Source organism: Streptomyces sp. NPDC020192, from assembly GCF_044388685.1.
Lineage (GTDB): Bacteria > Actinomycetota > Actinomycetes > Streptomycetales > Streptomycetaceae > Streptomyces.
Map to the genome: position 1 here is coordinate 216,495 of NZ_JBIRXG010000001.1, position 18,439 is coordinate 234,933.

18 protein-coding genes are annotated in these 18,439 nt (G+C 71.8%); 9 read left to right on the forward strand and 9 right to left on the reverse strand.

The genetic code is table 11. The annotated features are described in order from the left end of the window. Positions 1-166: 166 nt before the first annotated feature. The 4 genes from ACH47Z_RS01035 to ACH47Z_RS01050 form a co-directional block, all read right to left on the reverse strand. A complete protein-coding gene (locus ACH47Z_RS01035; RefSeq protein WP_399069132.1) occupies positions 167-2,041 on the reverse strand; it encodes a TerD family protein in 1,875 nt (624 codons plus the stop codon). Positions 2,042-2,095: 54 nt separating this feature from the next. After that, a complete protein-coding gene (locus ACH47Z_RS01040; RefSeq protein ID WP_399069134.1) occupies positions 2,096-2,674 on the reverse strand; it encodes a TerD family protein in 579 nt (192 codons plus the stop codon). A gap of 157 nt (positions 2,675-2,831) precedes the next feature. Continuing rightward, positions 2,832-4,970 carry an excinuclease ABC subunit UvrB gene (uvrB, locus tag ACH47Z_RS01045; RefSeq protein ID WP_399069136.1) on the reverse strand — a complete coding sequence of 713 codons (2,139 nt, stop codon included), beginning with the start codon at positions 4,968-4,970 and terminating at the stop codon, positions 2,832-2,834. Between the two features lie 49 nt (positions 4,971-5,019). Beyond that, on the reverse strand, positions 5,020-5,877 hold the full coding sequence (locus ACH47Z_RS01050) for an MHYT domain-containing protein (protein ID WP_399069138.1): 858 nt from the start codon (positions 5,875-5,877) through the stop codon (positions 5,020-5,022). 278 nt (positions 5,878-6,155) lie between these two features. Here ACH47Z_RS01050 and ACH47Z_RS01055 point away from each other — a divergent pair, with 278 nt between their 5' ends. Both ACH47Z_RS01055 and ACH47Z_RS01060 read left to right on the forward strand, forming a co-directional pair. Further along, positions 6,156-7,028: a glycerophosphodiester phosphodiesterase gene (locus ACH47Z_RS01055; protein ID WP_399069140.1), complete on the forward strand. Its 873-nt coding sequence runs from the start codon at positions 6,156-6,158 to the stop codon at positions 7,026-7,028. A 41-nt stretch (positions 7,029-7,069) separates the two neighbouring features. Then, positions 7,070-7,624, forward strand: a complete 555-nt coding sequence (locus ACH47Z_RS01060) for a methylated-DNA--[protein]-cysteine S-methyltransferase (RefSeq protein ID WP_399069142.1) — start codon at positions 7,070-7,072, stop codon at positions 7,622-7,624. 19 nt (positions 7,625-7,643) lie between these two features. Here ACH47Z_RS01060 and ACH47Z_RS01065 read toward each other — a convergent pair whose 3' ends face one another. Continuing rightward, the gene (locus tag ACH47Z_RS01065; RefSeq protein ID WP_399069144.1) at positions 7,644-8,075 is read right to left on the reverse strand and encodes a VOC family protein; all 432 of its coding nucleotides are present in this window, start codon (positions 8,073-8,075) and stop codon (positions 7,644-7,646) included. Between the two features lie 103 nt (positions 8,076-8,178). On the opposite strand from ACH47Z_RS01065, the gene ACH47Z_RS01070 reads away from it, so the two are divergent. Then, positions 8,179-9,087: a pseudouridine-5'-phosphate glycosidase gene (locus ACH47Z_RS01070; protein ID WP_399070333.1), complete on the forward strand. Its 909-nt coding sequence runs from the start codon at positions 8,179-8,181 to the stop codon at positions 9,085-9,087. Beyond that, complete coding sequence (locus ACH47Z_RS01075) at positions 9,084-10,007, forward strand: carbohydrate kinase family protein (RefSeq protein WP_399069146.1); 924 nt, start codon at positions 9,084-9,086, stop codon at positions 10,005-10,007. The genes ACH47Z_RS01070 and ACH47Z_RS01075 overlap by 4 nt, the downstream gene beginning before the upstream one ends. A 490-nt stretch (positions 10,008-10,497) precedes the next feature. Here the strand turns inward: ACH47Z_RS01075 and ACH47Z_RS01080 are convergent, their stop codons facing one another. Continuing rightward, positions 10,498-11,292 carry a class I SAM-dependent methyltransferase gene (locus ACH47Z_RS01080; protein ID WP_399069148.1) on the reverse strand — a complete coding sequence of 265 codons (795 nt, stop codon included), beginning with the start codon at positions 11,290-11,292 and terminating at the stop codon, positions 10,498-10,500. A gap of 219 nt (positions 11,293-11,511) precedes the next feature. Here ACH47Z_RS01080 and corA point away from each other — a divergent pair, with 219 nt between their 5' ends. Then, positions 11,512-12,639: a magnesium/cobalt transporter CorA gene (corA, locus tag ACH47Z_RS01085; RefSeq protein ID WP_399069150.1), complete on the forward strand. Its 1,128-nt coding sequence runs from the start codon at positions 11,512-11,514 to the stop codon at positions 12,637-12,639. A 31-nt stretch (positions 12,640-12,670) separates the two neighbouring features. On the opposite strand, the gene ACH47Z_RS01090 is transcribed toward corA, so the two are convergent. Continuing rightward, positions 12,671-13,303, reverse strand: a complete 633-nt coding sequence (locus ACH47Z_RS01090) for a uridine kinase (RefSeq protein ID WP_399069152.1) — start codon at positions 13,301-13,303, stop codon at positions 12,671-12,673. Between the two features lie 102 nt (positions 13,304-13,405). Beyond that, positions 13,406-13,750: a winged helix-turn-helix transcriptional regulator gene (locus ACH47Z_RS01095; protein WP_399069154.1), complete on the reverse strand. Its 345-nt coding sequence runs from the start codon at positions 13,748-13,750 to the stop codon at positions 13,406-13,408. A 389-nt stretch (positions 13,751-14,139) separates the two neighbouring features. On the opposite strand from ACH47Z_RS01095, the gene ACH47Z_RS01100 reads away from it, so the two are divergent. From ACH47Z_RS01100 to ACH47Z_RS01115, 4 genes are all read left to right on the forward strand, one after another. Next, positions 14,140-14,886 (forward strand): NAD(P)-dependent oxidoreductase, encoded by a 747-nt coding sequence (locus tag ACH47Z_RS01100; RefSeq protein WP_399069155.1) that lies wholly within the window; start codon positions 14,140-14,142, stop codon positions 14,884-14,886. A 41-nt stretch (positions 14,887-14,927) separates the two neighbouring features. Then, positions 14,928-15,629, forward strand: coding sequence for a DUF2293 domain-containing protein (locus tag ACH47Z_RS01105; protein WP_399069157.1), 702 nt, complete (start codon positions 14,928-14,930; stop codon positions 15,627-15,629). A 59-nt stretch (positions 15,630-15,688) separates the two neighbouring features. Next, positions 15,689-16,168 (forward strand): DUF1772 domain-containing protein, encoded by a 480-nt coding sequence (locus ACH47Z_RS01110; protein WP_399070334.1) that lies wholly within the window; start codon positions 15,689-15,691, stop codon positions 16,166-16,168. A gap of 157 nt (positions 16,169-16,325) precedes the next feature. Continuing rightward, entirely contained in the window at positions 16,326-17,813 is a 1,488-nt protein-coding gene (locus ACH47Z_RS01115; RefSeq protein ID WP_399069158.1) for a glutamate synthase subunit beta, read from the forward strand. A gap of 95 nt (positions 17,814-17,908) precedes the next feature. Here ACH47Z_RS01115 and ACH47Z_RS01120 read toward each other — a convergent pair whose 3' ends face one another. Beyond that, on the reverse strand, positions 17,909-18,427 hold the full coding sequence (locus tag ACH47Z_RS01120; RefSeq protein ID WP_399069160.1) for a carboxymuconolactone decarboxylase family protein: 519 nt from the start codon (positions 18,425-18,427) through the stop codon (positions 17,909-17,911). Positions 18,428-18,439: the final 12 nt, after the last annotated feature.

Here is an 18,439-nt window from a genome sequence, read left to right on the forward strand (position 1 = left end):
TCCACCCGCGCGGGGCCGACGCCCCGGGACCGGACCGGTCCGTACTGACGGGTGCGCCGCAGTCAGGGAGTACTCCCCTCCGTACGGAAGACCATACCCTAATCACCAAGGAAAGGTAAAGGAAAATGCAAAGGAAAGGTCAAACTCACTGATCAAGGCACCTTTACTAGTGCTTGGTTCTGGCCCTGGCCACCTCGGTCAGCACCTGCTCCACGATCTGGCTGCCGGCCGGCACAAGCGCGGGTTCATAGGTCCAGGCGTGCCCGACCCAGGGGTCGGCGAGATGGTCGTCGGGAACGGGCGTGAGTCGCATCAGCGAACGCCACAGGGGGTCGAGCAACGGGCCGTAGGCGGCGGCGTCCTCGCGGTCCGCCACCAGCAGCAGGTGCACGCCCACGGCGGGCCCCTCGTCTGCGAGGTAGCGCAGCCGGGTCACCGCACGGTCGTCGAAGCCGTGCGGGAAGTCGCTGACGATCAGCAGCTGCCGCGCGGTGTCGACATCGGCCGGCAGCGACTCGGGCGTGCCGCCGCGCAGCGCCATCTGCACCAGGTCGACCCGCCGTGTGAGCCGCTCCAGCACCTCCGCCACGCCCGCCGCCCCGGCCGCGGGCGGCGCGGCGAGTGCACCGGTCCGCGTCAGCACCCCGAGCGCCGCGGCCCCCGCACCGGCCGGGTCGATGACCTGCACGGCGAAGTCCCCGGGCGGATGCACGGCGAGTAGCCGTGCGGCCAGCGCGACCGCGGCCTCCATGGCCAGATGCCGCAGCTCGGCGGAGTCCGGGAAGCCGTCGGCTGCCGCCACCGGGCCGCTGTCGAGCCACAGACCCCGCTCCAGCGGCAGCCTGACCAGCATGGGGACACGCAGCGGCACGCTCTCCGGCAGATGGAGATCGCCGAGCCGCAGGGCCAGCGGCGGCTCGGCAGGCACCCGGTAGGCGTGCCAGACGGGGTTGTCCCAGCGGGCGTAGGCGGGCGGGAGCGCGGGCTCGACCACGTCGGACTCGGCGGCGAGCTGGGCGAGGTCGCGGTCGAGGGCCGAGCGGGCCTGGTCGACCAGCTGTGTCCGGCGGGTGTGGGCCGCCTCGCGCGCGGTGTCGCCCGCCGCGCCGAGCCGGCCGCGGGGGTCGGCCAACGCCTGATCGAGCTCCTTCTCCAGACGGGAGTCGGCGAATTCGACGGCGCTGCGGTACGCGGCCGTGGAGCGGGCCAGGTCCTCGAACATGCCCCAGACCTGGTTGTACAGCCGCTCCTCCATCGACCAGCCGACGGCGTCCCCCGCGACCGGCTGCGCGGGGCGGTCGTCGGCGGCCGGAGGGGCCGGCGGTGTCGGCGGTGTCGGCGGTGTCGGCGGGGTGCCATGCGAGCGGCGGGGGTGTGTGTAGTCCACGGGGGTGCCGAGGTCTCGCGGGGCGGTGCCGGGGGCCTGGGTGTCGTACGGGTTCCGCGCGGCGTACGAGGGCGCCGGCACTGTCATGCCACGGGCTGGAGTGGCGGTGGGGGCCGCCGTGTGCTGAATGGCGGTCGCGAGGTCGGCGGCTTCTGGCAGGCCCTGGTCGGCCAGGAGTGCGGGAAGACCGGCCGCGTAGCCCTGGCCCATCGCGCGAACCTTCCAGGCGCCCTGTCTGCGGTACAGCTCCAGGGCGACCACGGCCGTCTCGGTGTCCAGGCCGGTCAGGGTGTAGCTGACGAGTTCGGTGCCGTCGGGGCCGTCGACCGCGGTGTGCGGGGCGGCGACCGCACCGAACCGGAGCAGGTCCGCGGACCCGGTGGGCAGCGCGAGGAACACGGCGACGCGGTGCACGGCCTCGGGCAGGGCGCCCAGGTCGACGGCCAGCCGGTGCTCGGCGGCGGCCTCCCGGGGCACCTCGACACCGGGCACGGCGGGGGCGCCGGGATGGGCCACCCACTGGGGGCCGTGCACCCTGCCGTTCTCGTCGCCGAGCGTGGCTCCGGCGAGGACCGGGACCCCGGCCGAGATCCGGATCGTCAGCCGGATCCGGGACAGCGGGTGGTTCTGCCCCCGCACCAGCTCGGCCGTCATCGCCGTGCCCCCTGTGTCGTTGTGTCGTACGCGCTGCCGGTCGAGCGGGCGGTCCTACAGGTGCGGCAGGATCGCCGGCATCAGGTCCTGGAAGGTGCGGCCGTTGGCCGGGGTGCCCAGGGCGGTCATCGTCCAGCCCGAGCCCGCGCGGTGCACCTTCGCCATGATCTGGGCGGTGAAGTTACCGCCGCCGTTCAGCGTGTAGCGGGCGAGTTCCTGCCCGTTGGTCTCGTCCACGAGGCGGCAGAACGCGTTCTGCACCTCCTCGAAGGTCTGGCCGGTGAAGGAGTTCACGGTGAAGACGATCTGGTCGATGTGGACCGGGACGCGCTGCAGGTCCACCAGGATCGACTCGTCGTCCCCGCCCTGGCCGGCGCCGCCGACGAGGTTGTCACCGGTGTGGCGGACGGAGCCGTCGTCGCTCACCAGGTGGCGGAAGAAGACGACGTCGACAGGCTGCTTCTCGGCGAACAGGACCGCCGAGGCGTCCAGGTCGATCTCGCGGGTGCGGGAGCCGAACAGGCCGCGCCGCTTGGCCGCCTGCCAGCCGAGCCCCATGCGGACCGCGGTCAGGGTGCCCCCGTCCTTCTTCTCCAGGCTGATGGCCTGACCCTTGCTCAAGTTGACGGACACCGCTGAATCCCCTCTCGATGGTCCCCTGTTGCCGCGCAGTGCGCGGTTGCCCAAAACCCTACGCAGGCGCACCGACAGTGCCGAACCCCGGCCCACGCTTTGTGTCGGTGTTGCAACACTTGGCGCGTATGCCGAGGTCCGGCAGGGTGTCGGCGGCTCAGGCGAGGCCTGCCTCCCGCATCTGGCGCAGTTCCTTCTTCATCTCCGAGACCTCGTCGCGCAGCCGGGCCGCGATCTCGAACTGCAGCTCCGCGGCGGCGGCGCGCATCCGCTCGGTCATCTCCTCGATCTGCTCGGCGAGTTCGGCCGCGGGGCGGTCCGTGGGCACCGCCTGGCCCTTGGCGGCCTTCCCGGCCTTCGCGCCCTTGGCCGCCTTGTCACCCAGCGACGGGACGGGGGCCTTGGCGCCCTTGCCGTCCTTGGACGTGCGGTAGCCGGTGCCGAGGAGCTGCTCGGTGTCGACCTCCTCGCGGGCGATCTGCGCGACGATGTCGTTGATCTTCTTGCGAAGCGGCTGCGGGTCGATGCCGTTCGCCTTGTTGTAGGCGACCTGCTTCTCCCGGCGGCGGTTGGTCTCCTCGATGGCCTTCTCCATCGCCGGAGTGATCTTGTCGGCGTACATGTGAACCTGGCCGGAGACGTTGCGCGCCGCGCGGCCGATGGTCTGGATCAGCGACGTGCCGGAGCGCAGGAAGCCCTCCTTGTCGGCGTCCAGGATCGCCACCAGCGACACCTCGGGCAGGTCGAGGCCCTCACGGAGCAGGTTGATGCCGACCAGGACGTCGAACTCCCCGCTGCGCAGTTCGCGCAGCAGCTCGACGCGGCGGAGGGTGTCGACGTCGCTGTGCAGATAGCGCACCTGGATGCCCAGTTCCAGGAAGTAGTCGGTGAGGTCCTCGGCCATCTTCTTGGTGAGCGTGGTGACGAGAACGCGCTCGTCCTTCTCGGTGCGCTTGCGGATCTCGTGCACCAGGTCGTCGATCTGGCCCTCGGTGGGCTTGACGACGACCTCGGGGTCGACGAGACCGGTGGGGCGGATGATCTGCTCGACCGCGCCGTCGGAACGCGACAGCTCGTACGTGCCCGGGGTGGCCGACAGGTACACGGTCTGGTCGATGCGCTCCTGGAACTCCTCCCACTTCAGGGGGCGGTTGTCCAGGGCGGACGGAAGGCGGAAGCCGTGGTCCACGAGGGTGCGCTTGCGGGAGGCGTCGCCCTCGTACATGGCGCCGATCTGCGGGACCGTGACGTGCGACTCGTCGATGACGAGCAGGAAGTCGTCCGGGAAGTAGTCCAGCAGGGTGTTCGGCGGGGAGCCGGGCAAGCGGCCGTCGAAGTGCATCGAGTAGTTCTCCACGCCGGAGCAGCTGCCGATCTGGCGGAGCATCTCGATGTCGTACGTGGTGCGCATCCGCAGGCGCTGGGCCTCCAGGAGCTTGCCCTGCTTCTCCAGCTCGGCGAGGCGCTCCCCCAGCTCCTTCTCGATGTCGTTGATGGCCCGCTCCATGCGCTCGGGACCGGCGACGTAGTGGGAGGCGGGGAAGACGTACAGCTGCTGGTCGTCGCTGATGATCTCGCCGGTGAGCGGGTGCAGCGTGGACAGCGCCTCGATCTCGTCGCCGAACATCTCGATACGGACGGCCAGCTCCTCGTAGACCGGGAAGATCTCGATGGTGTCGCCGCGGACCCGGAAGGTGCCGCGGGTGAAGGCCATGTCGTTGCGCGTGTACTGGATGTCGACGAAACGGCGCAGCAGCTCGTCCCGGTCGATCTCGTCGCCGACCCGCAGGGGGACCATCCGGTCCACGTACTCCTGCGGAGTACCGAGGCCGTAGATGCAGGAGACCGAGGCGACCACGACGACGTCGCGGCGGGTGAGCAGCGAGTTCGTCGCCGAGTGGCGCAGGCGCTCGACCTCCTCGTTGATCGAGGAGTCCTTCTCGATGTAGGTGTCCGACTGCGGGACGTAGGCCTCGGGCTGGTAGTAGTCGTAGTACGAGACGAAGTACTCGACCGCGTTGTTGGGCAGAAGCTCGCGGAACTCGTTGGCCAGCTGGGCGGCCAGCGTCTTGTTCGGCGCCATCACGAGTGTGGGGCGCTGGAGCTTCTCGATCATCCACGCCGTGGTGGCGGACTTGCCGGTGCCGGTCGCGCCCAGCAGGACGACGTCCTTCTCACCGGCCTCGATGCGCTTGGCCAGCTCGGCGATGGCCGCCGGCTGGTCGCCGCTGGGCTGGTAGGGGCTGACGACCTCGAAAGGCGCCACCGTGCGTTCGATGTGGGAAACGGGCCGCATGCCATCCACCGTACGACCCCCCACTGACAACGGGCCCCGATCAGGTGTTTTACCTGGTCCGGGAGCCGTGGTGCTCGGGCCGGCGATTCTCGTGGAGCGCGGGCCGGCGGGTCGGGTGGGAGGCGACGTCGGTGGCCGGGACACCCGGTTTGCGCTCGACGATCCTGCGGACGGGCCGGCCCATCACCATCAGCGGGTCGAAGACCACGACGACGGCCGCGAGGAGCAGGAAGGCGAGTGGGCCGATCAGCATGGGCGCGAGCACGGACGGCTCCGGCGCGCCTCCGGCGGTGTGGGCGGAGCCGTCGAGGTGGACGCGCAGGGCTGCCATGCCCATGTAGTGCATGCCGCTGACCGCGAGTCCCATGACGAGGCTGGCCCCCACGCTCCACAGGAAGCCCTGCACGCGTCCGGCGGCCCACAGGGCGGCGGTGGCGGCCACCACCGCTATGACGACGGAGGCGGCGACGGTGAGGGTGTTGTAGGTGAACCGCCCGTGGAAGTGGACGCCGGCCATGCCGAGGTAGTGCATCGAGGCGACACCCAGACCGGTGATCGTGCCGCCGGTGAAGAGCGCGGTGCCGGCGGCGCCCCGGTAGCCGACGATGAAGATGCCGACGCCGACCATGACGATCGCGAGGCCGAGGCTCGCGTAGGTGATCGACTTGTCGTAGTGGATCGGTGTCTCCTTGACGGCGAAGCCCATCATGGCGACGAAGTGCATGGTCCATATGCCGGAGCCGATCGCGGCGGCGCCGAGGGCCAGCCAGGCGGGCCGCCAGGAGTGCGTGACCAGCAGCGCCCGCGTGGTGCACCGCAAACCGAGGGCACCGCCCAGACAGGCCATCAGATAGGCCACCAACGGGGTGACGGCCCCGTAGCTGAATCCGTCGACCGTGCCTTGCATCCGCGGCTGCCCTTCCGCCCTCTTGCGTCCCGGAATACCTGAAATGTTCCCCCGGCCCAGGACCGCGCGCGGTCAGGGTTGTCGCAGAGAGTATGACTCCCACCGGAATGGTCGAACGATTTTCCGGCAAAGAAACACGGCGTTGCCGCAGTTGTGCGGTCCCGGTGAGCGGACGTCGACATCTGCCTGCGATGTGTGACCGTCATGCGCGCGCGTAACACTGACGATCTGCTGTCACTCTTGTTGCAGTCGATGTTCGCTGGACGCGAGGAGTCTGCATGCACGCGCGCGTAGTGGCCGTCACGGCCGTCGCGGCCCTGGGGATCGTGGCGGTCCTGCTGAGCCCGTCTTCCGACGCCCGGGCCGGCAGTTCCATCGCGCCCACGGTGATCGCGCACCGGGGCGCCTCCGCCTATGCTCCCGAGAACACCCTGGCCTCGATCGACAAGGCCGCGCAGCTGGGCTTCACCTGGGTCGAGAACGACGTCCAGCGCACCAAGGACGGCGAACTGGTCGTCATCCACGACGACAGCCTGAAGCGCACCACGAACGTCGAGCAGGTCTTCCCCGGCCGGGCGCCGTGGAAGGTGAAGGACTTCACCGCGGCCGAGATCGCCCGGCTGGACGCGGGCAGCTGGTACTCCCCCGCGTACACGGGCACGCGCGTGCCGACCCTCACGCAGTACATGCGCCGGATCGAGCACAACCACGAGAAGCTGCTCCTGGAGGTCAAGAACCCGGAGCTGTACCCGGGCATGGAGCAGCAGATCCTGAAGCTCCTCGGCAACGAGGGCTGGCTGGATAGGAGCCATCTGGGGCGACTGATCGTGCAGAGTTTCAGCGCCGACAGCATCCGGACCGTGCACGAGCTGAAGCCCGCGGTCACCACGGCCCTCCTCGGCTCGCCCAAGGTGGCGCAGCTGCGCCAGTACACGCACTTCACCGATCTCATCAATCCCTCGTACAGCTCGCTCTCGCGGGACTACGTCGCGGCCGTGCACGCTTTCAAGGGGCCGCACGGCAAGCGGCTCAAGGTGTTCGCCTGGACGGTGAACGACGCGGCCGACGCCCGCAAGGCCTCGGGCTATGGCGTCGACGGGATCATCACCAACAAGCCCGACGTGGTGCGGGCGGCGCTGGGCTCGGGCTGAGCCGGGCGGGCGTTGTCAGTGGCGGGCCGTACCGTGGTCGCATGGACAGCCAAGGGCAGGATGAGCAGCGGGTGGTGTGGGCCGTCGTCGGCACCGACATCGGCCCGCTGATGCTGGCCGCGACCCGCGACGGCCTGGTCAACGTCGTCTTCCACGCCACGGACGCGGTGCGCGACCGGGCCCTGGAGCGGCTGGGGTCCCGGCTCGGCGTCGCCCCCGTCGAGGATCCGGACTCGCCGCTGCTGGCCGAGGCGATACGCCAGCTGCGCGCGTACTTCGCGGGCGAGCGGCACGGCTTCGATCTGCCGCTGGACTGGTCGCTGATCTCCGGGTTCAACCGTCAGGTGCTGCGCGAGCTGGCCGCCGGAGTGCCGTACGGCTCGGTGGTGGGGTACGGCGATCTCGCGGGGCGGGTCGGGCAGCCCGGCGGGGCGCAGGCGGTCGGCGCGGCGATGGGCGCCAATCCGCTGCCGGTGGTCGTGCCGTGTCACCGCGTGGTGGAGAGCGACGGCGGCATCGGGGGCTTCGGGGGCGGGCTGGAGACCAAGCGGAAGCTGCTCGCCCTGGAGGGCGTGCTGCCCGAGCCGCTGTTCTGACCGTCGGCCGGTCCCCGGGCTATTCGTCGTAGTGCCGGGCCTCGAAGACGTTGCCGTCGGGGTCCCGGAAGTAGAACGTGCGCGGGGCGTTGCCGCGGGCGCCGGACAAGTCGTGGCCGATGTCGGACAACGGGACGCCGTGGCGCTCGAGCCGGGCGCGCAGGGCGTCGAAGGCCTCGGCCGGCAGGGCCAGACAGACGTGGTTGACCGGGTGGCCGGCGCTGTCGGCCGCGCCAGGCAGCATCCTCATACGGCCCACCAAGGTGTGCGGGGCGAGGTCCAGGATGGTCTCCTCGTTGACGCGTACGGAGGGGAAGGGCACCTTTCCCTCGATGTACTCGGCGAGCCTCACGGGCTCCAGACCGACGGCGTCCGCGTAGAAGCGGGCCGCAGCCACCGGATCGGTCACCCACAGGACGACGTGGTCGAGACGCGTGCTGTTCTTCGTCATGCGGCCCAGGCTGGTGGCGTCTCCCACAGGCCGCAAGCGTTTAGCCGCGGCCGGCACCCGCCAGAGATCCAGAGACGAGGCCGACGGACAGGAGGCGATGCGCGTGGTGCTCGTGGTGTCGGAAGAGGTCCGGGAAGCGATCGACGCACACCGGCCGGTGGTGGCCCTGGAGTCCACGATCATCGCGCACGGCCTGCCCCGCCCGCGCAATCTGCAGGTGGCGCTGGAACTGGAGGAAGCGGTGCGGCGGGAGGGCGCCGTGCCCGCGACCATCGCCGTCCTGGACGGCCGCCCGCGGGTGGGGCTGGACAAGGAGCAGCTGGAGCGGATCGCGAACGAGGACGGCATCCGCAAGCTGGGCCACCGTGACCTGCCGCTCGCCGTGGCCGGAGGTGTGAGCGGGGCGACGACGGTGTCGGCGACGGCGCAGCTGGCGGCGCTCACGGGCATCCGGGTGTTCGCCACGGGCGGGCTGGGCGGTGTGCACCGGGAGTGGACGGTGACGCAGGACGAGTCGGCCGACCTGGGTCTGCTGGCACGCACGAGGATCACGGTGGTCTGCGCGGGCGTGAAGTCGATCCTGGACGTGCCGGCGACACTGCAGAGGCTGGAGACGCTGGGGGTTGCCGTCGCCGGGTACGGCACGGACCGATTCCCCGGCTTCTATCTGTCCGACTCGGGGCATCCGGTCGACTGGACGCTGGGCAGCCCGGAGCAGGTCGCCGAGGTCATGCGGGCCCAGGACGCACTCGACGCGCCGGAGTCGGCGCTGATCGTCGCCAATCCCGTTCCCGAGGCGGAACAGCTCGATCCCGAGGTGCACGCGCGCGTGCTCGCCGACGCGCTGCGCGCCTGCGCGGAGCAGGGGGTCAGCGGGCAGGCGGTGACCCCGTACCTGCTGGACTATCTGGTCCGGCACACGGACGGTGCCTCCCTGCGCGCCAATCTGGCGGCCGTGCGCGGCAACGTACGGCTGGCGGCGCGGATCGCCACGGCCTGGACCAGGGGGTGACCGCGGGCCGGAACGGGGCCCTGCTGGTCGTCGGAGACGTCGTCACGGACATCGTCGCCCGGCACCGGGGGCCGCTCGCGGCCGGCACCGACACGGCCGCCGCGATCCGGACGCTGCCGGGCGGCGCGGGCGCGAACGTTGCCTGCTGGGCCGCCCACACGGGCTGCGCGGACGTACGGCTGCTCGGGCGGGTCGGCGCGGACACGGTCGCGTGGCACGAGCGGGAGCTGGTCGCGGCCGGGGTGCGGCCCCGGCTGGTGGTCGATCCGGAGGCGGCAACCGGGACGGTGATCTGTCTCGTCGACACGGGGGCGGCGGCCGAGCGCACGTTCCTCACGGACAGCGGGGCGTCTTTGCGGCTCGAACCCGCCGACTGGTCCGACACGTTGCTCGACGGGGTCGCCCGGCTGCATCTTTCGGGTTACCTGCTCTTCGCGGAGTCGAGCCGGGAACTGGCGCGCACGGCCCTCGTGGCGGCACGCGCGCGTGGTGTGCCGGTCAGCCTGGATCCGGCGTCGGCGGGCTTCCTGGTGCGGCTGGGCGTGGACCGGTTCCTCGCGTTCGCGGAGGGGCTGCACGTGCTGCTGCCCAGCCGGGACGAGGCCTGCCTGCTGACAGGCCTGTCGGACCCGGTGGACGCGGCGGCCAAGCTGAGCCGTCTCGTGCCGCTGGTGGTGACCAAGGCGGGCGCCGACGGGGCACTGGTGACCCGAACCGGTGCCGCACCGATCCGGATCCCCGCGACACCGGCGGTCCCCCAGGACACCACGGGCGCCGGTGACGCCTTCACCGGCGCGTTCCTCGCCGCACTGCTCGCGGGCGCGGACCCGGAGGAGGCGGCGGCTTCGGGGTGCCGGGCGGGGGCGGAGGCGGTGGGACGGGTGGGGGCCAGGCCACCGACTCAGGGGCGGGACCGCTAGACGGCCGGGTCGGGTGTGCGGCCAGGGATGGCTGTGGGAGGCGACCGGACGCGGCGCACGATCGGGAGACGGCGACGGGATGCCAGGCGCCGCGCATGCCCTGGCAACTGCGGCAACTGCCTGGTACGCCGTACGCCCGGACAGCCGCGGCTGGATGCCTGGCGCCGCGCACGCCCGTGCGTGTGGGCGCTTGGGCGCATGCGGCGGACTCTCGGCACATACGCCCGCGCGGCTGCGGCCGGCTGGCCGGCACCACGAACGCCCAGACAGCGACGGCCGACTGCCAGGCACCACGCGCGCCCGCGTGACGGCGGCGGATGCCCGGCACCGCACACGCCCCCCGTGGCTGCCGCAGCCTCTGCCCCGGAACGCGCGTCACGGTGGATACCTCGCGGCTCGCACGCCCCATCAGAGCGGCTGGGCCCAAGCCGTTTCGCCCACCTGGCCAGAGCAGTTGGGCCCTCCCCTCCACACGCTCAGCCGCAGCCCCCTACGCCTTTCTCCCCCACGCCGAGATCATCGGTGCGGTGGCCAGGTCCATGGAACCGGCCTCGACGTTGGCCAGGTGCTGGTCGATCTCCTCATCGGTGGCGAGGTCGGCGGCGACGAGGCGGGCACGGATCTGACGGACCGTCGCGGCCTCCAGGGCGGTGCAGGCGGGTGAGGTCACCGGGAAGTACGCGTCGGCCTCCACTCCGACGAGCCCGGCCTCGCGGAGCAGGCGCGGGAGCTTGCGGCCGTACGACAGGTCGGCGCCCCGTTCGGCCAGGAGCTTGCGGAAGCCCTGACGGAGGCGGTTGGCGAGTTGCTGCTCGGGGCCGTACTCGTCGGGGCAGATCAGGGGCTGGAGGGCGGGGTCGGCGTCCTCGAGCAGTAGCCACCCGCCCGGCCGCAGTGCCTGGATCATGGACCGCAACGCCCTTTCCCGGTCCGGGACGTGGACGAGGACCAGCCGGGCGTGGACCAGGTCGAAGCCCTCGCCCGGCGGTTCCTCGGTGCCCACGTCGTGGACGCGGACCTCCACCGGCGGGTGCGCCACGGCAGAGACCAGCGAGGTGTCGATGTCGGTCGCGACGACCTTGCCGGTGGGACCGGCCTTCTCGGCGAGCCAGGACACCACCGAGGTGCCGCCGGCCCCGACTTCCCAGCAGTGCCAGCCGGGTCCGACGCCGACGCCCTCGAGGTGCCGGAAGGTCGTGGGGTCGAAGAGCGCGGCGAAGGCGTCGAAGCGCTGCCCCGCCTCGTTCTGCCGGTTGTCCAGGAGGTACCCGTCGGATCGTGTCATGTGAGGATCATCCCAGCCACCCGGCTTGTCCGGATCTGCTGACGCCCGGACGCGGGAGGGAACGGGGCGTGCGACCGGGGAACGGTGGTCTGTCCACAGGCGGGAACCAAGCGGAACTTCCTGTTCCCACAGGCTTACCCGCGTTTTGCTCTTGGCTGGCACACTGCTCGGGCAAGGCGCGAAAGCGTTACGCGAGGAGATCCATGCGAGGGGATCCAGATGTCCATGGCAGGGAATCTGCGCAAGGTCACGGGACTGGGCAGGGCCGCCGGCCTGCGCAAGGTGGCGCGGTTGGCTCGGCGGCGGCCCCGCGTGGACCTGAGCCATCCCGCCAGGTCACCGCTGGGCTCCTCGGTGGTCAACTGCGTCACGTATCAGGACGGCGTACGCGTGCCGAGCTGCACCGATCTCGTGGACGCCGTGAGGATGGTGCGCAAGACCGGCGAGGGATTCGTCTGGCTGGGGCTGCACGAGCCGACGGACCGTGAGTTCGCGGGGATCGCCGAGCTGTTCGACCTGCATCCGCTGGCGGTGGAGGACGCGGTCGAGGCCCACCAGCGCCCGAAGCTGGAGCACTACGGCAACACGCTGTTCGCTGTCTTCAAGACCGTCTGCTACGTGGAGCACGAACGGCTGACGGCGACCAGCGAGGTGGTGAACACCGGCGAGATCATGGTGTTCGTCGGCGAGGACTTCGTCATCACGGTGCGCCACGGCCGGCACGGCTCGCTGGGCCCGCTGCGCGAGGAGCTGGAGGCGCATCCGCATCAGCTGTCGAAGGGACCGGCGGCCGTGCTGCACGCGATCGCCGACCATGTCGTGGACGACTATCTGAGCGTCACCGACGCGGTGCAGGCCGACATCGACCAGGTCGAGACGGAGGTGTTCTCGGAGGACGGTGCACGGCTCGACCCCGGCCGGATCTACCAGATGAAGCGTGAACTGCTGGAACTGAAGCGGGCGGTGGTGCCGCTGGGCCGCCCGGTGGAGGACCTGGCCACCCGGCCCATACGGGTCGTGCCCCCGGAGATACAGGCCTACTTCCGCGATGTGCTCGACCATCTGATCCGGGCCAAGGACCAGATAGCGGCGTTCGACGAACTGCTCAACTCCATCCTCCAGGCCCACCTCGCGCAGGTGACTGTCGCCCAGAACGAGGACATGCGGAAGATCACCGCCTGGGCCGCGATCATCGCCGTACCGACGATGGTGTGCGGTGTGTACGGCATGAACTTCGACCACATGCCGGAGCTGCACTGGCGGTTCGGATATCCGCTGGCCATGGCCGTCATGGTGGGCATGTGCGTGGCGCTGTACCGGGGCTTCCGGCGCAACGGCTGGCTCTGAGCGGCGAGGCCTGTCGGCGGGCCCGCTCGGATCAGCCGCTCCAGGCGGGACGGCGGGGGTCGTCGGCGCGCACCAGGACGTCCGCCGTACCGGCGGGATCGGTCTCGGACGCGTAGCGCTCGAAGGCGGGCAGCGTCCAGTGCTCGGCCTCGGGGGTACGGCGGCGCAGGGCGGCCGGGGAGAGGAGGAGGTGCACGGTCAGGTCGAACGGGAACCAGTGGCGCAGCAGGAGGGGTCCGTGGAGCAACAGGATCCCGCCGGGCGGGAGTTGGACGTAGGGGCTACGGGTGGCGCGGTCGGTGGCCGGATCCCACAGGTCGGGCAGGACGCGCCCGCTGCCGCCGGGGTCGAGTGGGCCGAAGACCTCACGCCAGAGGGCGCCGGTGTCGAACCACCCGCCGTAGTACGACTCCGCGTCCCGTCGCCCGTGTTCGAGGCGCAGCGAGGCGGGGCGCAGGAAACCCTCGGCGCCGACCACGAGGGAGGGCCGGCCGCGCACGCGCAGCGCCTCGCCGACCCGCTCGGCGAGGCCCCCGGGACGCGCGGCAGGGGCCCCGTCGAAGCCGACGCGCGGCCAGGCGCCCCCGTCGGCCGGCGCCAGTCCGGCGAGCCGGTCGGCCAGCAGTTCGGCGAGCCGGTCCCAGGTGATCGCTTCGAGTCGCACAGGGCCCATGATGCCGGGTGGCGGAGAAGGAGGTGGCGGTGCCTGCCGGGGGACGGGGGGGCTCCGGTTGGGGACGGTCCTGGCCTGCGTGGGGCGGTCGGCTCAGCCCTGGTCCGCCGACGCCCGCCGGGCCTCCAGCAGAGCGGGGAGATGGGTCTCGCTCCAGTCGCGGGCCGCGTCGAGAAGGGGGATCAGTGTGCGGCCGAGAGGGGTGAGGGCGTACTCGACCCGGGGCGGGTTCTCGTCGTAGGCGGTGCGGGTGACCAGTCCGTCGCGCTCCATGGCGCGCAGGGTCTCGCTGAGGACCTTGGGCGTGACGGCCCTGAGCGGGACACGCAGTTCACCGAAGCGGCGCGGGCCGTCCTGGAGACAGCGGATCACCATGCCGGCCCACTTGTCGCCCACGCGGAAGGGCACCACGGAGGACGGACAGAGGGGGTGGAACATATCGGGATCGAGAGGCGCGGGCCGGCCGGCGTCCATCGCGCCCGCCGGCGGCAGGGAAGAATCGGCCCTCGGCCGGGGGGCACCGGCCGGCGGTCGAGACCCGTCAGTCAACGGCCGGGATGCATCAGCCACCTGGGGCGCGCTGCCCGCCGGTCGTGACGCGCCGGCCGTCTGCCGAAACGCGCCGGTTGCCCGTCGAGGCTCGTCGGCTGCCCGCCGAGGCTCATCGGTCGTCCCAGTCTTCGTCCCGGTCCTCGTCCCCGTCCAGGTCCCGCGAGGCGCGTCGGTCATTCGTCGAGGGTAGCGCCGATACCGTTGAAGTAACCGGGGGTCCGCTCCCTAACGTCCTGGTCCGAAGCGAACAGCCGAGCAGGACACGGAGGTTGGGGATGACGGGGATCGTGGTCTTCGGTGCCGGAGGCCGGGCCGGGCGGGCGGTGACGGCCGAGGCGCTGGCGCGGGGGTGCACGGTGACGGCGGTGGTGCGGGATCCGGCGCGGTATCCGGATCTCGGCGCGGAGGGCGTCACGGTGGTACGGGGTGATGTCCTGGACGCCGGGTCGGTGGCCGGGGCCGCCGCCGGGCATGCCGGTGCCGTGCACGCCGTCTCGCCGTTCAGCGGGCCCGAGGAGGCGGTCGGCTCGGTCGACCCGGGGTTCTTCATGCGGGCCGCCGACGCACTGCTCGACGGGTTGGGCGCGGCCGGAGTGACGCGGCTGGTCGCGGTGGGGCTGGGGGCGAATCTGCTCGGTGCGGACGGGCGGATGGTGATGGACGACCCGGTGGCCTTCCCGCCGCCGCTGCGGCCCTTCGCGCTGGCGCACACCGCCGGGCTGCGGCGGCTGCGGGAACGCGCGGACGGTCCCGTCGACTGGGTGATGCTGACGCCCGCCGGGTTCCTGGAGCACGGCGGGCCACGCACGGGGCGGTACCGCGTCGGCGGGGAGCGGCTGCCCGGCGGCAAGGGGCCGGGCGGCGGGGGCGAGGGCGGTGACGGGAACGACGGCGGGGGCGAGCCGTGGCTGTCGTACGCCGATCTCGCGGTGGCGGTGGTGGACGAGATCCAGTCCCCCGTGCGGCACCGTACTCGGGTCTCGGTGTTCAACGTGCGCGGCGAGAAGGAGGACGACAGGTAGGAACACGGAGTCAGCGGGCGGCCGCGGGGAAAGTACCGCGTATGGGCCTTCCCGTGACGTCAACACCCCACTCCCCCGGACGGCTTGTCGTCGTCCAGAGTGCGAAGCGCAAGCGGTGTGCCACGTGCCGGGGCGGGCCGCTGTCGCTGCTGGTGCTGGAGGACGGGGCACCGCGTTGTCTGGACTGTGCCGACCTCGGGCACCTGGTGTTCCTGCCGCGTGGCGACACGGCGCTGACCCGCAGATCGCGGGAGGAGAGCACGCTGTCGGCGGTGGTGGTGCGGTTCAATCGGCGCAAGAGCCGGTACGAGCGGCAGGGCGTGCTCGTGGAGGAGGCGGCGCTGGCCCGGGCCGAGGCCCGCTGTCTGGCGGACGCCGAGGCGCGGCGCCGGCGGCGGGCGCGGGACGCGCGGCGCAGGGCGGCGGAGGACGAGCGGTTCGTGGCGGCGTTCGCGGCCGAGATCCTCCGGCTGCTGCCCGGCTGCCCGGCCGAGCGGGCCCGGGCCGTCGCGGCGCACGCGTCCGTGCGGGGCAGCGGGCGGGTCGGGCGCAGCGCGGCCGGGCGGGCGCTGACGGAGGGGGCGGTGATCTCGGCGGTCGTGGCGGCCGTACGGCACGTGGACACGCCGTACGACCAGCTGCTGATGAGCGGGGTGCCGCGGTACGAGGCGCGGCGCCGGATCGCGCCGTCCGTGGAGGGCGTGCTGCGGGCGTGGCAGGGCGCCGGGACGGACGTCGGCTGACCGGACCGGAAGGGCAGGGACAGAGGCGGGGTGGGACGAGACGAGATGAGGGCGTGGAGATGATCGGCGGGCCGTTCTTCGTGCTGGTCGTGGCCGGGATCCTCGGTACCGGGCTGGTCGCTGGGGTGTTCTGCGCCTTCTCGGCGTTCGTGATGCGGGGGCTCGCGGCGCTGCCGCCCGCGCAGGGTGTGGCGGCGATGAACGCGATCAACGTCGCGGCGGTACGGCCCGCCTTCATGACGGTGTTCGGCGGTGCGGCGGTGCTGAGCGCGGTGATCGCGGTGGTGACGTTCGTGGTGTGGCCGGAGGAGGGGACGGTCGAACTGCTGCTGGGCAGCGCGCTGTATCTGTTCGGTGTGTTCGGGCTGACGGTGGTGGCGAACGTCCCCCGCAACGACAGGCTGGCCCGGCTGACGGCGGGCGCGCCGGAGGCCGCGGTGTACTGGCCGGTGTATGTGCGCGAGTGGACGTTCTGGAACCACGTCCGCACCGCCGCGTCCGCCGCGGCCGCCCTGGTCTACGTCCTGGCCCTCACCTGAGCCGCACCTGGCCCGTCCCCCCACCTCGCCCCGTTCTTGGCCGCAGCCCCGCGGGCGAGTGGCCGCAGCACCTCCAGAAAGCGCTGTCCGCCACTCTGCGCGACCCGCGGTGCGGACGTATCGTGGCCGGAAGAGTCCCGGAAGAGTGGCGACGATCATGGCCGATCCCAAGGGTTTCATGACCACGCCGCGCCAGGAGTGGCCGCGGCGGCCCGTCGAGGAGCGGGTGCGGGACTGGGACGAGGTGTACGTCCCGGGAGCACTGCTGCCCATCATCAGCAAGCAGGCAGACCGCTGCATGGACTGTGGCATACCGTTCTGCCACGAGGCCTGCCCGCTGGGCAATCTGATCCCCGAGTGGAACGACCTGGTCTCGCGGGAGGACTGGCGGGCGGCGAGCGACCGGCTGCACGCGACGAACAACTTCCCGGAGTTCACCGGGCGGTTGTGTCCGGCGCCGTGTGAGGCGGGGTGCGTGCTCGCGATCAATCAGCCGGCCGTGACCATCAAGAACGTCGAGTGCGCGATCGCCGACCGGGCCTGGGCGGAAGGTTTCGTCACGGCACGGCCGCCCGAGCGGCTGTCGGGCCGGACGGTCGCCGTCATCGGTTCCGGGCCCACCGGACTCGCCGCGGCGCAGCAGCTGACCCGGGCCGGGCACACGGTCGCCGTGTACGAGAAGGACGACCGGCTCGGTGGGCTGATGCGATACGGCATTCCCGAGTTCAAGATGGAGAAGAGCCATCTGGAGCGGCGGATCGGGCAGATGCGGGCCGAGGGCACGAAGTTCCGTACGTCGACGGTGGTCGGGCGGGATGTCGGGGCGGTGGAGCTGCGCGGGCGGTACGACGCGGTCGTCGTCGCCACGGGTGCGACGGCGTGGCGGGAACTTCCGGTGCCGGGCCGGGCGTTGAACGGGATACACCAGGCGATGGAGTATCTGCCGCTGGCCAATCGGGTGTGCGAAGGGGATCTGGAGGTTTCACCGCTGTCGGCGGCCGGCAAGCACGTGGTGATCGTGGGTGGCGGGGACACCGGTGCGGACTGTCTGGGGACCGCGGTGCGCGAGGAGGCCGCGTCCGTGACCCAGCTGGACATCTACGCGCAGCCGGGTGAGGACCGCGACGAGGACACCGAGCCGTGGCCGACGTACCCGAAGATCTACCGGCTGTCGGCGGCGCACGAAGAGGCGCGGGAGCTGCGGACGGCACCGGCGGCGGACGCGGACGCGCGGCTGTTCGCGGCGTCCACGCTCCGCTTCGCCGGGGACGCCGACGGGCACGTGCGCTCGCTGCATCTGGTGGAGGTCGACGAGCTGCGCCGCCCGCTGCCGGGCACCGGGCGGACGCTCCCCGCCGACCTCGTGCTACTCGCCCTCGGGTTCTCCGGGCCGGACCAGGAGGACGGGATGATCGGGCAGTTGGGGCTGGCGCTCACTCCGCGCGGCACAATCGCCCGGGACGACGGCTTCGCGACCAACGTCCCCGGGGTGTTCGCCGCCGGGGACGCGGCGCGCGGACAGTCGCTCATCGTCTGGGCGATCGCGGAGGGGCGGGCGGTGGCGGCGGCCGTCGACCGCTATCTGACGGGCAGTTCACAGCTGCCGGCGCCGGTCTCTCCGAGGGATCGGCCGATGAGGGTGTAGCCGGTCTCTCCGAGGGATCGGCCGATGACGGTGGAGCTGTCCGCCGACGGGTGTCGTCACCGTTCGTTGTGGCAGGACACCGCGAAGGCGGCCGGTCAACCCTTCCGCTCGTCCGTGCCCGCCACCTTCCCCGTCGCCAGGGCCACGCGGTTCCACGTGTTGATCGTGAGGATCAGGGCGAGGACGTGGGCCAGTTCCTGCTCCTCGAAGTGGGCGGCGGCCTCGGCGTAGACGGTGCCCGGGACGCCTCCGTCGGCGACCAGGGTGACCGCCTCCGTCAGGGCGAGGGCGGCCTGCTCCTTCGGGGTGAAGAAGTGCCGGGCCTCGCGCCAGACGGCGACCATGTGGAGCCGGTCCTCGCTCTCACCGGCCTTGCGGGCGTCGTTGGTGTGCATGTGCAGGCAGTAGGCGCAGTGATTGAGGTGCGAGGCGCGGATCTGGATCAGCTCGACCAGCGCGGGGTCGAGGCCCTCGCGGGCGGCGGCGTCGAAGCCGATGATCGCGCGGAAGACCTTCGGCGCGGCCTTCGCGAAGTCCAGTCGGGTGCGGGCGGCCTCGGCGGCGGCGATCCCGGTGGTGGCGTCGGTTGCGGCGGTGTTCGTGTTCGTCGTCATGGCTTCAACCTA

Bases quoted from the DNA above. Each gene is read 5' to 3' on its own strand.
- ACH47Z_RS01055 (WP_399069140.1), top strand. From the start codon at position 6,156: ATGCACGCGCGCGTAGTGGCCGTCACGGCCGTCGCGGCCCTGGGGATC.
- ACH47Z_RS01100 (WP_399069155.1), top strand. From the start codon at position 14,140: ATGACGGGGATCGTGGTCTTCGGTGCCGGAGGCCGGGCCGGGCGGGCG.
- ACH47Z_RS01035 (WP_399069132.1), bottom strand. From the start codon at position 2,041: ATGACGGCCGAGCTGGTGCGGGGGCAGAACCACCCGCTGTCCCGGATC.
- ACH47Z_RS01115 (WP_399069158.1), top strand. From the start codon at position 16,326: ATGGCCGATCCCAAGGGTTTCATGACCACGCCGCGCCAGGAGTGGCCG.
- ACH47Z_RS01095 (WP_399069154.1), bottom strand. From the start codon at position 13,750: ATGTTCCACCCCCTCTGTCCGTCCTCCGTGGTGCCCTTCCGCGTGGGC.
- ACH47Z_RS01065 (WP_399069144.1), bottom strand. From the start codon at position 8,075: ATGACGAAGAACAGCACGCGTCTCGACCACGTCGTCCTGTGGGTGACC.
- uvrB (WP_399069136.1), bottom strand. From the start codon at position 4,970: ATGCGGCCCGTTTCCCACATCGAACGCACGGTGGCGCCTTTCGAGGTC.
- ACH47Z_RS01060 (WP_399069142.1), top strand. From the start codon at position 7,070: ATGGACAGCCAAGGGCAGGATGAGCAGCGGGTGGTGTGGGCCGTCGTC.
- ACH47Z_RS01120 (WP_399069160.1), bottom strand. From the start codon at position 18,427: ATGACGACGAACACGAACACCGCCGCAACCGACGCCACCACCGGGATC.
- ACH47Z_RS01050 (WP_399069138.1), bottom strand. From the start codon at position 5,877: ATGCAAGGCACGGTCGACGGATTCAGCTACGGGGCCGTCACCCCGTTG.
- corA (WP_399069150.1), top strand. From the start codon at position 11,512: ATGTCCATGGCAGGGAATCTGCGCAAGGTCACGGGACTGGGCAGGGCC.
- ACH47Z_RS01110 (WP_399070334.1), top strand. From the start codon at position 15,689: ATGATCGGCGGGCCGTTCTTCGTGCTGGTCGTGGCCGGGATCCTCGGT.
- ACH47Z_RS01105 (WP_399069157.1), top strand. From the start codon at position 14,928: ATGGGCCTTCCCGTGACGTCAACACCCCACTCCCCCGGACGGCTTGTC.
- ACH47Z_RS01080 (WP_399069148.1), bottom strand. From the start codon at position 11,292: ATGACACGATCCGACGGGTACCTCCTGGACAACCGGCAGAACGAGGCG.